This is a genomic window from Parasediminibacterium sp. HNIBRBA5674 (genome assembly GCF_056745525.1).
In genome coordinates, this window is the sequence record NZ_JBQWIE010000002.1 from 26,077 (window position 1) to 41,125 (window position 15,049).

12 protein-coding genes and 1 tRNA gene are annotated in these 15,049 nt (G+C 35.8%); 1 reads left to right on the forward strand and 12 read right to left on the reverse strand.

The window, feature by feature from the left end; genetic code table 11:
* Window positions 1-38 precede the first annotated feature (38 nt).
* From ACT9TX_RS01545 to ACT9TX_RS01600, 12 genes are all read right to left on the reverse strand, one after another.
* Window positions 39-596 (reverse strand): P-loop NTPase family protein, encoded by a 558-nt coding sequence (locus ACT9TX_RS01545; RefSeq protein WP_481336396.1) that lies wholly within the window; start codon window positions 594-596, stop codon window positions 39-41.
* Between the two features lie 120 nt (window positions 597-716).
* Entirely contained in the window at window positions 717-1,541 is an 825-nt protein-coding gene (locus ACT9TX_RS01550) for a hypothetical protein (protein ID WP_481336398.1), read from the reverse strand.
* A 4-nt stretch (window positions 1,542-1,545) separates the two neighbouring features.
* Complete coding sequence (locus ACT9TX_RS01555; RefSeq protein WP_481336400.1) at window positions 1,546-1,869, reverse strand: helix-turn-helix domain-containing protein; 324 nt, start codon at window positions 1,867-1,869, stop codon at window positions 1,546-1,548.
* 84 nt (window positions 1,870-1,953) lie between these two features.
* Window positions 1,954-2,736: an RteC domain-containing protein gene (locus tag ACT9TX_RS01560; RefSeq protein WP_481336402.1), complete on the reverse strand. Its 783-nt coding sequence runs from the start codon at window positions 2,734-2,736 to the stop codon at window positions 1,954-1,956.
* Window positions 2,737-2,847: 111 nt separating this feature from the next.
* Window positions 2,848-4,119 carry a ComEC/Rec2 family competence protein gene (locus ACT9TX_RS01565; protein WP_481336404.1) on the reverse strand — a complete coding sequence of 424 codons (1,272 nt, stop codon included), beginning with the start codon at window positions 4,117-4,119 and terminating at the stop codon, window positions 2,848-2,850.
* A 10-nt stretch (window positions 4,120-4,129) separates the two neighbouring features.
* Window positions 4,130-5,059: a glycerophosphodiester phosphodiesterase family protein gene (locus ACT9TX_RS01570; protein WP_481336406.1), complete on the reverse strand. Its 930-nt coding sequence runs from the start codon at window positions 5,057-5,059 to the stop codon at window positions 4,130-4,132.
* Between the two features lie 104 nt (window positions 5,060-5,163).
* A complete protein-coding gene (locus ACT9TX_RS01575; RefSeq protein ID WP_481336408.1) occupies window positions 5,164-6,567 on the reverse strand; it encodes a RagB/SusD family nutrient uptake outer membrane protein in 1,404 nt (467 codons plus the stop codon).
* A gap of 19 nt (window positions 6,568-6,586) precedes the next feature.
* Window positions 6,587-9,778: a SusC/RagA family TonB-linked outer membrane protein gene (locus tag ACT9TX_RS01580; protein WP_481336409.1), complete on the reverse strand. Its 3,192-nt coding sequence runs from the start codon at window positions 9,776-9,778 to the stop codon at window positions 6,587-6,589.
* A 104-nt stretch (window positions 9,779-9,882) separates the two neighbouring features.
* Entirely contained in the window at window positions 9,883-10,947 is a 1,065-nt protein-coding gene (locus ACT9TX_RS01585) for a FecR family protein (RefSeq protein WP_481336411.1), read from the reverse strand.
* Between the two features lie 81 nt (window positions 10,948-11,028).
* On the reverse strand, window positions 11,029-11,571 hold the full coding sequence (locus ACT9TX_RS01590; protein ID WP_481336412.1) for an RNA polymerase sigma-70 factor: 543 nt from the start codon (window positions 11,569-11,571) through the stop codon (window positions 11,029-11,031).
* 151 nt (window positions 11,572-11,722) lie between these two features.
* Complete coding sequence (locus ACT9TX_RS01595; protein WP_481336414.1) at window positions 11,723-12,976, reverse strand: site-specific integrase; 1,254 nt, start codon at window positions 12,974-12,976, stop codon at window positions 11,723-11,725.
* Window positions 12,977-13,232: 256 nt separating this feature from the next.
* Window positions 13,233-13,304, reverse strand: a tRNA-Glu gene (locus ACT9TX_RS01600).
* A 99-nt stretch (window positions 13,305-13,403) separates the two neighbouring features.
* On the opposite strand from ACT9TX_RS01600, the gene ACT9TX_RS01605 reads away from it, so the two are divergent.
* Window positions 13,404-14,984 carry a C1 family peptidase gene (locus tag ACT9TX_RS01605; RefSeq protein WP_481336416.1) on the forward strand — a complete coding sequence of 527 codons (1,581 nt, stop codon included), beginning with the start codon at window positions 13,404-13,406 and terminating at the stop codon, window positions 14,982-14,984.
* Window positions 14,985-15,049: the final 65 nt, after the last annotated feature.

A 15,049-nucleotide genomic window follows, 5' to 3' on the forward strand; every position in this document is an offset into this window, starting at 1 on the left:
AATATATATAGATACAGATTTTACTAAAAATATTGGTATTATTTTCTTTTATCTTCACTATTTTTATCGAAGGCAATAAGATTAAACATTTCTCTAAGTCTGCTTCTTATTCTGTTGCCATATATTTCTTCTATTTCACTGGCTGAAAGGTTGGTTGTTAGATGTGTAAGCAAGTTTTTTGAAACAAATAAATCGTACCGAGTTAATAGTATTTCTGCCATTACGTTACACTCATTGCCGTAGTATTTTAAGCTGCTTTCTGTACCTAAATCATCGAAACAAAATGTACGAGGTGTATAATCGTACAAACTGCCTTTACTGTATTTGTGAATAATTGAAAAGCCATCTTGAATGAATTCAAAACTAATGTCTCTACAAGGTTTAGTGATGAATTTTTGATTCTCTTTTTGAATAAAAAATCTCATCAAATTTATGAGTGTTGTTTTGCCACATCCTACTGGGCCTGTTAATAAAACGCCTTTGTTTAAATCAATATTTAGCTGGTGGGCTGCTAACTCGTCTTGCAGAAAGTAGCAAAGCAATAAGTAGATTGCTGGTTTATCTTCTTGGTGTAATTGAAATTTATTGCCGTGCACTTCATTGCCTTTTTGTTGCAGCCATTGCCAAGCTTCTTCGTAATTGTATTTAACACTTATTTTTTGGAATTACATAAGCCTTTTAAAAATGTACAGATCCTTCGTGCCTCAGGATGACAATTACAATGGTTCGTTATAGTTTTTATTTTGTTTGGTGTGTAGGTTTTTGGCTTTCTTAACTACCCCTTGCCCCTTCAAGGAAGGGGAATTAAATTTTTGTGCGTTTATCATCCAGTTTTTTGCAGAAGCTTTCCAGTCTTTCATTTTTGTTCTGCCACCAACAAGCCAGCCATTACTTTGAAAATAGTTGAAGAATTTTTCTGCTTCAATGGCAGGGAATTTTTGCGAAGCAAAATATTCCTGGACTTGCTGAATGGTTGGGGCAGTTCCTTCGCTATCGCTCAGGATGACATTCTTTTTCTTTTGACGCAACTTTTCTTTTTCTTCCGAGCCGTTCAAATTTTGAACTGCTATTTTTTTTGGTTGCTTACCCAAGTTTATACTGTTTTGTTTATTACGTTTAGATATGTTTATATAAGGCTCTTGTGCTTGTTCAAGACTTGTTTCGATTTTAGTATGGTGTGCTACTACTGCTTGTTCATTACTTGTCTGTGAATTGAACAAGTTAGGCGGCTCACTCTTTTCTATCTCACCAGTTTGAAAATTGAACAAGTAAACAAGGCTTCCTTTGAATGGATTATATGAGGGTTTGTATTTAAGGTATTGCCAATCGTTGAGTTCTTTCATACACTTGTGGTAGGTGGCTTTTGCACTGATTTTACTTACTTTCATTAACTCGTTTCGTGAAATGCTTATTGGGTTTTGAAAGCGATTTGCATTCCAAAATTGAAACAAGGAAACATACATACTAACGTGTGTAGGATTCAACCTTTCATCTGTAGAAACTTTATCGAAAAAACCTGCAAGGTGCTTGATATAGTTCATGGAATTATGGTTTAAAGTTTAATGTTAGTGCATTGTTGTTCTTCCGTTGTTGTGCTGGTGTTGCTTTGTTGTTGTTCTGGTCTAACATCGCTTCAATATCTTCATAGTTGTAGTAGATGATTGAGCCAATTTTAGTAAATGACAATGAGCCGTTGATGCGAAGGTTTTGCAAAGTGCCAGGTGAAATTTTTAGTAGCTTTCTCACTTCGCTACTTTTGAGCCATTGCTTTTGTTTGGCTGGTTTGGTGTGGATGATGTTTTTTAAATCATCGAGTAATTGAAAGCGGAATGCTTGTAAATCTTCTTTTGTAATAATTTCTATTGCCATACTTTTAAAATTTAGTATGGTGCAAAAAGATAAGAAATGAGTGGATTGATTTCCCAACCTTACCCCACGTTGGGAAAAATATTTTTATTGAAAACTGCTATCTATTTTTTGTGTTAAGGCAAAGGATAGTTTGTTTAAAAAACGGGCTGATTGGTGGTGGTTTTTTATGTCTTGAAATGTGCGGCGATAATCTGCAATGTTGGTATTAAAGACCGCTTCGAGGATTTCTACAATTGCTTTGATGGTAGCTTTACCATCGTTAAGACAGCCTTTTGCATGGATGGCATAAATGATTTCTACTAGGCCAGCTTGGGAATCTGTCCATTTAAGGTTGGTACTAATTGGTACGGGCTTTTGCGGTGCTGCATCTACTGCGATGGCTATTATTTTGCGTTTTTCTTTGAGATATTCTTGTAGCATTTCGGCTGCATGAACTGCTGCCATGAGGTCTTTATTAAGATGGGATTTGGTGAAATATACATGGTCTAGATGGTTTTGGTTGCATCTAGCATATATGAAGGCATCCCGATTTTTTCTGTAGAAGTTGGAAAGGCTAATTTGTTCTTTTTTGAGGTAGGCTTTTACTTGCTTTTTTGTACCAATAGGAAAGTATTGTTCGATACGTATGATATTTTGGAAGTAGATAATGTACCTTAATATTTGAGGTTTATAGATTTTAAAATATTCAATTTCTGCATCTTGCGATTTGAATGGTTTGGATTCGATGTTATTTTCTATTTTCTGAATTAGAGCTGATACTATTGTTAGCTTTTCTATTGTTTTCTGTAAAAATGATTTATCGCTTAGATCTATTTTTAAAAATGCCGTACTTGCTTCACGTATTGTAGCTTCAATAAATTGTTGCATGGTTTAATAGGATAGTAATTTAAGTGTGCGTATTATATATACAAAAAGAGGGTATAGAAATACCCCCTTTGTAAATGCGAAAAACTAAACTTGCTTATGATGAAAAAAGGGTTATTGCGAAATATATGGTTCGAAGCTTTTTGTGATTTGTACCTTACCATTCACTGTTTCAGCTACTAGTACAAAATAGCTATCGCCACCCGGTAATACCCTAATAATGATATGACCAAACATACTTTTATACCCTTGTGTGAACCAAAAGCCTAATGTATGCTTGGTAACTTCTTGAATATTGGTGGCAAAAACATTTTTTTCGCCAGCATACAAATGGTTTGATAATAGTCTATGCATTACTTCCTGCCCAGGATGATCGCTGCACCAAGTTTGTTCTACAACTACATTTGGCTGAAGGCTTCTCAAAAAGTTTTCATTAGTACCATCTCTATTGCCATGATGGTTTAGGGTAGTTACTTCAACTCTTCCTACCGCTTTGGCCATTGGTGTTTCCACATCAAACCAAGAAGGTAAGCCATAGCCTTGCAAGCCTGTATTATCGCCTCCTGTAAAATAATCGAACTTGCCGTATGATAATTTAATGGCAAGGCTTAACGGATTTTCGTTGAACTTCTTTTTAGCATCTAATACACTGTCTGCCGTGAAATAATCAAAGGTATTGTTACCATTGCCAGTCCAAATAGTACCATTGGCTTTTACGCCTCTTACCGTAAAAGACGGAAACTTTGTAGGTACTTTTTTAAGTACAATTTGATTGGTAGCACCTACTTGCAAGGATGCTGCTTGCAAACCATTTTTTTCCTTTTGGTAGGCAATAAACCGTTGAAGGTTTAAGAAATTACTTGGTTCGGCTTTGTAGGCTTGCAGTAAATCAGTCGGGTAATTGTTGTTAGGATAGTTCCTATCAATCCACATCTTTATTGGTAAAATATCTCCAACTTCTGTATAACCAGATAGTTTATAAGCACCATTTGCAGCGGTTTTGGTTTTGTTAGTAACTACGCCAAAATGATCGCCATGAAAATGGGTAAGCAAAGCGTAATCAATAACAGGCTTTTGTATGGTTGGAAGTACTTGCCTTATGTAATCTACTATCCATTGCCCTGCTGTTTTAGAATTGTTGGGATATGCTGGCGTAACTGTTAATGGCTGGCTTTTACTTGAAAGGGAATCGTCAATATCACCAGCATCTACCATCATAGTAGTACCATCTGGCAGCACCATAAATGTGCAAACGCCTCGACCTGTATTGATGTGATGAATATCCAAATAACCTTCCTTCCAAACGATAGAAGTAGTATCTTCTTTACTTTGGGCACATAAGAAAAAAGGAATCATCAACCAGAAAAATAATATTGACTTAAACATACTAAGTTCTTTAATTGTGAAGTTTTCTTTTTCTCAAGTAATCCAAAAGACCTTCTGGATTATCCGACATTATTGCATTTGCACCACTTTTAATTAACCAGCCATAAGCGTTTTCTGACCCCTGCATAGCTGCCATTTCATCGCTATGACCAGCACATAAATCATCCCAAAGAGCAATTGCCAAAACTGAAATGCCATTTCTATTCATTTCTGAGATTTTGCTAAAAACAGGCGAAGCCGTGCTATTGAAAATCATTTCATATACCATCGGATGTAAATTGTAGTTATAATCTGCAATATAGTTTGGGATATTTGGTAAACTATGCCATACTTTAGGCATGTAAATAATTGAATCCATCAATTTGCCATATTTTTTTCGCATAACCTGTACCGAATCGTTTCCCTTAAAAATTGCATGGTCTATGGTGCCCGTTTTTCTCAAAACTTCAAAACATTCCTTTACAGTCTTATCCTCTGTTTTGTCTAGGTTAATCATTATTTTCCCTTTTGCAGCAAGCATCGCCTCCTCTAAGGTGGGCACTTGTTGCCAGCTCCACTGAACACCAACCGCATTTGTCAATTTCAACTTCTTTATTTCTGAAAGGGTTAAATCACTTACTTTCCCTTTTCCATTTGTAGTTCTGTCAACAGTATAATCATGCATCAGCACTAATTGACTATCTTTTGTCATACGTACATCAATTTCAACAACATCTACGCCTATATCTATGGCATGCTTTATAGCAAGTACTGAGTTTTCTGGCGCATTATGCCAAGCACCTCTGTGGGCAACTGCAAGTACATAATCCCTTGAGGGGTGCTTTAGTTTGTAAAGTATCTGCTTTTGTCTTGAGACTACAGATGTTTTGGTTTTTGAGTTTTGTGCAAGTAAAGAAGAAGATATAAAAAGTATAAGTATGGAAAACATCGTTCCTTTCATATTATTACTGATTGAAAAATTTTTAAAGAAGGAAAACAAACAGACTAATTTTATATACTCTATCTGTTTTCCTTTTATCTATTTAATACTGTACAACTATATTTTTAATTGTAACCTGGGTTTTGTTTAATAGAAGGATCAGTATCAATTTGCCCTTGTGGTATTGGCATTAATAAATGGTGGGCATCTATTGTAATTAAAATATTGTTAGCTGTGAACCAAGCGTTCATGACGCTCACTGCATTACCTGTACGCAATAAATCAAACCAACGATGACCTTCACCAACTAGCTCAAAGCGTCTTTCTAATTCTATTGCGGCTCTAATATCTACTTGTGTAGTAGCAGTAGTTGCCGTTAAACCTGCTCTTGTTCTAATTTGGTTTAAATAGCTTGTAGCCGGCGTAGTATTATTTAATTCATTTTCTGCTTCTGCTAACATTAACAATACATCCGCATACCTCAACACAACAATGTCACTAGCACCATCGGTGATTAAAGTAGGTTTTGTCAATTTGTTGCTATAAGGTGCACCTGTAGAAGCTAAAGCTACATAAGCACCTTTTCTAAGGTCGTTACTAGCATATAGATTGTATAAACTTTTGGTTGGCAGGTTATGCCCTTTAGCACCGCTAACTGTAGCTGACGGGCTGAACTGTTGGTACATGATACTACCTTCTGTATTGCCATTTACACCAGCCGCAAACTGAACAGCAAAAATGATTTCCTTATTGTTTTCGTTGGTAATAGCAAAAACCAATGATGGGTTTGCCATTAATGTATGAACTGCAGAACTAACTACTAAGTCTAACTGTGTTTTAGCATTAGCGTAATCTTTTAGGGTTAAATATACTTTACCCAATAATGCTTGTGCTGCCGTTTTAATAACCTTGCCAGGCTGTGTTGTAGAAGCTGGTAAAACTGTAATGGCTTCTGTTAAATCTTTTTTTATTTGGTCATACACTTTTGTTGAAGCAGTTCTTCCTTGACCGAAATAGGCATTCGGGTCGGTAGTTTCAGTTAATGCCAATGGCACATCGCCAAAAGTTCTAACCAAGTTAAAGTACAATAAAGCCCGAATAAACTTCATTTCGCCAATACGAGCATTTTTTGTGGTAGTTGATTGATACGTAATATTATCAATTCTACCCAAAACAACATTGGCTTTTTGTATGCACTTGTAACTATCTCGCCAGTTTTGTGCCAATAAATCATTTACTGGAACGGTTTTAAACTGATCTAAATCTCCATAAACTGCTGCATCATTGGCTGGTACTTCATCAAATGTATTATCAGATGATATTTCGCCAATTGCTGGCATATACAAACCATATAAACCATTGAATTGCAAATTGGCATATACTGCATTTACGTATTCTTCCACTTCTGTTTCATTTTTTAAAAAAACTGAAAGGTCTTTAGATGTAATGGGGTCTTGGTTTAACTCTTTAGTACAAGAGCCTAATATTAGAGAACTAATAAGTAGTGTATAAAGAATATTCTTTTTCATGTTTTATCTTTTTACTGATTTAAAAATTTAAGCTAATGCCAAGTGTGAAAGACCTTGCAACAGGATAGTTGGCACTAGATTGGCCATTTGTTAATACGCTTTCGGTAGTAGCATCTGGGTTATAACCTTTAAAATCTGTTATTGTAAAAAGGTTATTAGCTGCTACATAAAATCTTGCTGATGATAATTTTAAATGTCTAATAACATCTATAGGTAAATTGTAACCTAATTGTAAAACCCTAAGTCTTATATAGTCTGCATTTTTATAGAATAGTGTTGATGCCCTTACCGACCTTCTAGCTGCTGAGAAATTACCATAGTTTGGCTGACCTAAAGTACCATTAGGATTATCAACTGGGTGGTAGCGGTTATCGAAATAATATTTGTTAGGGACAGAAAAGCCTTCACCTGCCTCATCAAGGGTAGATAAGCCACGGTCGTATATTTTTCTACCAGCAACACCATTAAACGAAAGGCTTACATCGAAATTTTTATAAGAAAAATTGTTTGTAAATCCGTAGGTTAACTTAGGGCTGTAAGTGCCGCAGGCAATCATGTCTTTTGCGTCAATAATGCCATTTTTATCTACATCCTCAACAATATAGTCACCTACTAAAGTACCCGCTAAACGAGGGGTGGCATTTAGCGTTGCTTGGTCTTTAAAAATGCCAATTACATTATAACCATATAATTCTGCCACTGAACCGCCCACTTTTGTATAAAAATTACTTTCATTGCCAGATATAATCTGCGTTTGACCAGGTGCAAGTGCCTGCACTTCATTTTTATTGGTAGCTATATTGGCATTAAAGTTCCAATTTATTTTACCAAGTTTTAAAGCGGTACTTGATACCTCTAACTCAAAACCAGTGTTTTTAACTTTTCCAATATTTTGGGTAGATGAGCTAAAACCCGATTGCTCTGGTACTGGTACATTTAACAACAAATCGTTAGTGGTAGTAGTGTAATAATCTGCTGCGATATTGATTTTGTTGAATAAACTTACATCCAATCCAATATTGGTAGACGTTTTTGTTTCCCATGATAAACTAGGGTTTGGTGTTGTGGTTGCAGCAAAGCCTGATGCCAAATTACTTCCATATACATAATTGTAGTTTGCCCCACCTGAAACTAAGGAACGAGAACCATAAGAACCTATTTGGTTATTACCAGCCTTGCCCCAACTTGCCCTTAGTTTAGCGAAAGCAATCGCATTTATTTTAGGGAAAAAGCTTTCCTTACTCAACACCCATCCTGCTGTAACAGAAGGAAAATTGCCCCATTTTGTATCATTGCCAAAACGTGATGAGCCATCACGACGAGCTGTTAATGATAATAGATATTTACTTGCAAAAGCATATTGAATACGAGATAAATAAGAAATCTGAGTCCATCTGTATTTTGAAGTAGTGGCAACAAAAGCACTTGCACCAGCAATATTGGTTGTGTTGTTGTCAGGTATGCCCGAACCTGTAACTACGGTAGTGCTGCCAAATTCTTTTTGAAATGTGTAACCAGCCAAAACATTAATATCATGTTTGCCAATTTTTTTGCTATAAGTCAGGGTATTCTCACTTAAATAGTTGTTGGTAATGCCATTTGTTTCAGTTGCAGCAGCAGGCTTTGGGGCTGCTGTTCTGTAAGCACCTAAATCTGATGGGTTATAAAAATCGTAATAATAATTTGTAAAATCTCCACCAAGCATTGTTTTAAACTTAAGACCTTTCAGAATATTGTAGCTTAAATAGGTATTACCAAATAGCCTAAAATTGTTTCTTGCATTTTTTATTTTTTTTGCAGCAGCTACTGGGTTTTCGCCTAAAGCACCATCTTCTGGTGTATTTGCTACTATTTCTTGGCTTATTGCTAATGAACCATCTGCATTGTAAGGGCTAAAAAATGGATACATGATTGTAGCCATACCAATTGGGTCAGTATTGTTATTGGCATCATTTGCAAAATAGTTCTGTAAACTATAAGACGGGTTTAGGCTTACACCAAATTCAGCTTTGTCTGATAGCTTTGAATCAATTTTAATAGTACCACTGAATCTTTGATAATCATTTTCTATTACCAAGCCTTTTTGCTTAAAATAATTAGCCGATACATAATAATTTGTTTTGGCAGTACCCCCTGAGAAAGCCAAGTTGTAGCCTGTCATAGGTGCTTGTCTGTAAATTTCATTTAACCAAGAAGTGTTAGTAAGCCCTGGTTGCTTGTCTAAATAGGGTTGTAAATAATTTAAACGTAGTTCACGTAGAGATGCCCCTTTTAAAACACGTGTAGCCCTATCGTCTGTTATGGCTCTATTCGTAGGGTCTTTAGAAACATAAGCCCAATCTCTTGCCTCAGTAAGATATAGAGCAGTTTCATACGCATCAGCATATTTTACATTGTCTGCCCTTTGTTGAAAACCCGTATAGAAATCAAAAGCTACTTTTAAAGCTTCCGATTTTCCTTTTTTTGTAGTAATTAAAATAACACCATTAGCAGCTCTAGAACCATAAATAGCGGCAGAGGCCGGATCTTTTAAAATGTCAATTGTTTCAATATCCTGTGGGTTTATTGAATTTAATGAAGACCCTTCTGATAAAGGAAATCCATCTACAACTACCAATGGGTTTCTGCCAGCGGTCAATGTACCGATGCCTCTAATAACAATTTGTGGGTCTGTACCAGGCTGTGCTGATGAGCTATTAATAACCACACCTGCTGCTTTACCTACTAATTGTGAAGCGAATCCACTGGCAACATACTTATTTAAATCCTCAGACTTAACAGATGAAGTAGAGCCCGTTACATAACGTTTACTTTGGCTACCATAACCCACTACCACTACTTGATCAAGTGTAGAAGTTGTTTGTTTTAACCTCACCAATAATGAGTTTTCATTACCTTCTTTTACTTTAAAAGCATATACATATCCAGCTTCGTAACCAACATAGCTAAAAGTAAAATTGTAGGTACTGCCTACTTGTAAAGTAGTAATAGAGAACACACCTTTTTCGTTGGTAGTGGCAGATATTGCTTTTTTTGTAACAATATTGGTAGCTGTAACAGAAACTCCATTTAAGGGTTCGCTACTTTCGGTTTGCACCAAGCCCTTAATGCTTGCTGTGTTTTGTGCCATGGCTGGTCCAATAGTAAATAGGCTAGTGAGCCATACTAAAGCCAGTGTTAATAACCGTTTTTTTGATTGTTTTTTTTCCATTTGCATGTGTTATTTGTTTTGATGTTTAGACAATAGTTTATCAGTACGCTTTTTAAAGTGCGTTTCACATGTGGTAGCATGTACTTGATTTTTATGTATTTGTTTTATTTTTTTATTTCAAAACCTGTATTGGTTTTTGTGACTGTTAGCCCATTTAGTAAAGCAATATTGTTTAGTATAGTGGCTACTTCTTCATTACTATTAAACTTGCCCGTGAACTTCATATTCGCTAATTCGATAGTGTTGTAAGTAATGGTTATTTTAAACTGTTTTTGTAAACTGGTAAATACTTCTGGCAAGCTTGATTGGTTGAAATTCAACAAACCATCGTGTTCTGCTGCTAAAGATTGTTTTTTTATTTTCTTATCGCTATCTTTTAATTTAAACGTTGAAAACTCGGCAGCATAAGTGGCTTTATTAACTTGTATTTGCTGCCCTGGTAATAAGTATTGGGTATTGAAAGCATAGCTACTAGTAACCGCTTTACTAATCATTACTTTACCCGTAAATAGTTGTATCGTTATATTATTGCTTTGCTTTTCTGCAACAATGGTAAACGAAGTGCCAAGGGCTGTGGTGCTAATTCCATCGGTAGTTACTACAAAAGGTTTGGTTTTATCTTTTGCAACTTTAAAAAATGCGGTACCTACTAAAAACAATTGCCTTTTATTGTTGATAAATGGTTGGTTGTATTGTAAGGTACTTTTAGGGAATAGATTTACAGATGAGCCATCCTGCAAAGCAACCAGCATTGCTTTATTCGTAGTGTTGGTTACCGTTTTTAAAGTATTTACTGAACTATCCGTTTGTACTTGCTGCTGTACCATATTGCTGCCAGCTTTTGATGTGTTGTTATTGTTGATGTATTTTATAGTAGTAAAAAACACCAAGCCGATTATTGAGGCTGCGGCAGCATATTTGAGCCAAGTGAGCCTTATTATTCTAGTTTGTTTTTTTGCTATATCTTCTTCAATACCGGATAATATTTTTTTTGAAGTAGTACTATCTAATTTATTACCAACTTCATCGGTAAGTAGGTTGTGAATACTGATATACTTTTCAAGCTGTTCCGGATAGGTATCGAAATAAGCTTGCACCTGCAACGCTTCTTCTGCGGTACATTGGTTACTAAAAAATTGCTGGATAAGCTGTGCTGAGACTTCTTTCATTAAAAATAGATGACTTATGAATAATTCGAACAACTAAGCAAATACCCCTACGAGTTAACAATTTGTTTATATTGGTAGGGATTATTTATTAATTACTGATAGAATAATGGATAAGGCAGCTACTTGCCTAATCACTTTTAGGGCTTTGGAAATTTGATTTTCTACCGTTCTGGGTGAAATGCACAATTGGGCGGCGATTTCGTTGTAGGAAAGGTTTTCCTCTCTGCTTAATTTGAAAATTTTTTTACAAATAGGTGGCAAGTTTTCTATAGCAGAAGATACTTTGTTGCTTAATTCTTTTTCTATGGCTGGGTCGCTTGTATAAATAGTAGGTGTTTGAGAAACAACCTGATTGATCACTTTTCTTTCCACTGCTTTTTTGCGAAGCGTATCTATTAAAATGCTTCTGGTAATTCTTGCTAATTGAACATCAATAGTAAATTCTTCGGATAATTTTTCCCTGCTTTCCCAAAGCTTTGTAAATGCCTGTTGCACTACTTCTTCTGCAATATCTGAGGATGCTGTACGCTTTAACACAAAGAAATAAAACCGTTCGTGGTATTTGTGATATACCTCGGTAAATACAAATTTATTACCTGTTTTTATTTCTGCAACAATATCCACGGTTAATTGCTAGCTGATGATTTGGTTTTGCAAGATGTTGCATTTTGTGTGGATTTTAAAATTATTAAAGCGTTAAGTAATAAAATTTGAATTGGTTTGATGGGAATTGAATGGGTTTTGGGTTAAAAGTATAGCAAGGAAACATTGATATTTATGTGCCTGTTTTTGAGTTTAGTACGATATTATCAGAATTTGTAAATTTTATACGCAAACTTTTCATATCATCACTCACCTTTCTATCTAAAATTTTAGCATAATGCTGTGTTTGTTTTAAATTGCTATGACCAAGCATTTTACTTACTGTTTCTATAGGAACTCCATTAGATAAAGTAACAGTAGTAGCAAAAGTATGGCGAGCTATGTGGTAAGTCAATTCTTTATTGATACCGCAGATTGCAGAAATTTCCTTTAAATAGGCATTCATTTTTTGATTGCTTAGAACTGGTAATAAGCAACCTTTAACAACACAAGTTGGATGTAGCTTGTACTTATCGATTATGTTTAGTGCAGTTGGCAGCAATGGAATATGAGTACGGGTATCTGTTTTTTGACGGAACGTGAAAATCCATTTTTCGCCATCAATACCAATAGAAATATGAGATGGGGTTAATTTTTGAACATCTATGTATGCTAAACCAGTGTAGCAACTAAATACGAAAATATCCCTAACCTGATTGAGCCTTTCATTTTTAAATTCCTTAGCTGCAAGCCTGTTCAATTCATCTTCTGTAAGATATACCCTGTTAACTTCCCTAACTTTTGATGTGTAATTGATAAAAGGGTCTTTATCTAACCAGCCATTTGCAATACAGGTACGGATTATTTTACCAAAGCTGTTGCGAACATATTTTACTGCTGAATTATTCTGGATATTCCGTACACTGCGTAAGTAAAATTCAAACTCATTGACAAAGCTGTTATCAATGGCTTTGATTTCAATATCTGAAATCTTGTATTTCCATTTTAGAAAATCAATGGTATGCTTTAAAGTGGTTTCGTATCTACGTAAGGTGTTGCGTGTAAATTCGTTGCCTATTAAAGCTTTCATTTTGTGATTGTGGTCCTGGAATATTGGCACCAGCATTAGTTCTCTTTTATCCTTGCCAGTTAGTTTTGCTTTCAAGGTTTCAGCAGTCACTAATTGTTTGTCTTTTAACATTTCATGCTGTGCATCGTACACTTGCTGTTCCAAGGTTTTTAAGTAAGTATTCAGGGCTTTTACTTCTTCAGTATTACCAACTACTTTTTGTGTTTGGCCATTCCATTTTTCAGGTAGTATGTAACGCTTAGCTGCTATGTCTGTTTGTTTGCCATCAATGGTAATGCGTAAGTAAATTGGGGCTGTGCCATTGGCGATTGCTTTGGCTTTCTTAACTAAGAAAAGCAGATTGAAGGTTTTGTTCATGGTGTGGTGACCGTTTTAAAAAGTTGATAAAAGTATTCTTTACCGCACCTGTAAACAAGATGTTCAAATGCTGAACAGCTTGCTATACAAGTGTTTCAGCGTTTTTCAATGACCTGTTTTTTGTAGAAAACGACAGGTCACTGAATAGGTCACTGAAAGAATAAGATTAAATGAACTTTTTGGCATAGCCACCAAACAAAAAAGCCTGTAAACACTACGTTTTACAGGCTTTTGGTTTCTTTTGAAAGTGATTTTGTAGAGCGTACGGGAATCGAACCCGTGATTCCTCCGTGAAAGGGAGGTGTCTTAACCCCTTGACCAACGCTCCGTTTGTTTTTGGGAGTGCAAATATAGAAGCCATAGAATTACTAGCCAAAAAAATTTAAAACTATTTTGCTTCTATATTGTGCCAATAAAATTTGATGGTATGCCGATAAGAATGGTGGATGATCCGAACGATCAAGAAGATAATAGTAACGATAATAATGGCGGTGGTGGTAATAGAGGCAGTGGCGGCAATATGCTATTTCAGTTTTTACCTATGATTATCGGATTACTTATTCGTAAGCCAATATTATTGCTGGTACTTTTAGCCGTAGGAGGTGTGTTTTATTTTAAAGGCGGCTGCAAAGGTATTGGTAATTTATCCAATAATACTAACCAATCGCAATTAGCTACTGGTGGTGTGCTAGACCCTAAACAGTTTGATAAAGCAGAAGTTTATGAAGGTTTGGATGAGAGTAAAACCGATTTACCCGAATACATATCGCTATTAAAATTTGCCCCAAATAGATTAAACCAAGGGCAGCAAGGTAGCTGTGTAGCATGGAGCAGCGCTTATGGTGCAAGAACAGTACTTGAAGCAGCTAGTACCGGTGAAAATCCAAATAAACTAGCTTTTAGTCCATCGTTTTTGTACAATCAAATTAAGTTAGATGGTTGTCAAGGCAGTTATATTATTCGTGCCATGGAAACAATGACCAAAGTGGGTGCGGTACCATTTAACGATTTTCCTTATGATGATAGAGATTGTGATAGGCAGCCGAATGGTCAACTTTTGCAAGAAGCATCTGACTTTAGGATGCAAGGTTTTACAAGGCTTACAACTACCGAAAGTACCAACGGCATTAATATTCACGCAATAAAAGAACACTTGGCCAAAGATGTACCTGTAGTAATAGGTATGATGGTAGGTGGTAGTTTTATGCAAGATATGGCAGGTAAGGATATTTGGCATCCTACTGATGATGATTACACAATGATGGGTTTTGGTGGCCATGCTATGTGTGTAATAGGCTACGACGATAGAAAAGAAGGTGGCGCATTTGAAATAATGAATAGCTGGGGCAAAGAATGGGGTAATAATGGTGTAGCGTATGTAAAGTATAGCGACTTTAAACGCTTTGTTCGTGAGGCTTATGGCATAAATTCTGCACCCAAAAAAGGTGCTGCCGATGTACAAAATTTAGCCTGCAATATTGGCCTTGTAGAAGCTACAACTAAACGCTATATACCATTACAATTGGCTGATGGCAATATTTTTAAAACCACACAACCTATTGCCAAAGGCACAACCTTTAAAATAGAAGTGAAAAACAATAGCGCTTGCTATGTATATGTTTTGGGTAAAGAAACTGATGGCAGTAGCTATGTATTGTTTCCTTATCCATCTAAAGACGATGCTACTAAAACTAAGTTTTCGCCTTACTGTGGTATTACGGGCTTTCGTTTATTTCCTCGTGGTATGAGTATGCAGGCAGATAATGTAGGCAATCAAGATTTTATGGCGGTTGTATTTAGTAAAGAGCCTTTAAATGTATTTGAATTAAACACTGCGGTAAATGCTAATAAAGCCAACGGCTTTGACAATGCTGTAAATGCAGCCGTAAAAAGATTATCGGTAAAAGGCGTTCAATTTGCTAGTGCTAGTAATGGTACTATTGGTTTTGAAACACCAACAGGCGATAGAAATATTGTGGCTTGTATTGTGGCTATTGATAAACAGTAATGGTATTTCTGGCAATGAAATGATTTCATGTAAAGAAACAAAGTACATCAAGTCTTATATGCTTT

Coding starts and splice junctions, on each gene's coding strand:
- ACT9TX_RS01550 (WP_481336398.1), bottom strand. CDS start 1,541: ATGAACTATATCAAGCACCTTGCAGGTTTTTTCGATAAAGTTTCTACA.
- ACT9TX_RS01555 (WP_481336400.1), bottom strand. CDS start 1,869: ATGGCAATAGAAATTATTACAAAAGAAGATTTACAAGCATTCCGCTTT.
- ACT9TX_RS01560 (WP_481336402.1), bottom strand. CDS start 2,736: ATGCAACAATTTATTGAAGCTACAATACGTGAAGCAAGTACGGCATTT.
- ACT9TX_RS01565 (WP_481336404.1), bottom strand. CDS start 4,119: ATGTTTAAGTCAATATTATTTTTCTGGTTGATGATTCCTTTTTTCTTA.
- ACT9TX_RS01570 (WP_481336406.1), bottom strand. CDS start 5,059: ATGAAAGGAACGATGTTTTCCATACTTATACTTTTTATATCTTCTTCT.
- ACT9TX_RS01575 (WP_481336408.1), bottom strand. CDS start 6,567: ATGAAAAAGAATATTCTTTATACACTACTTATTAGTTCTCTAATATTA.
- ACT9TX_RS01580 (WP_481336409.1), bottom strand. CDS start 9,778: ATGGAAAAAAAACAATCAAAAAAACGGTTATTAACACTGGCTTTAGTA.
- ACT9TX_RS01585 (WP_481336411.1), bottom strand. CDS start 10,947: ATGAAAGAAGTCTCAGCACAGCTTATCCAGCAATTTTTTAGTAACCAA.
- ACT9TX_RS01595 (WP_481336414.1), bottom strand. CDS start 12,976: ATGAACAAAACCTTCAATCTGCTTTTCTTAGTTAAGAAAGCCAAAGCA.
- ACT9TX_RS01605 (WP_481336416.1), top strand. CDS start 13,404: ATGCCGATAAGAATGGTGGATGATCCGAACGATCAAGAAGATAATAGT.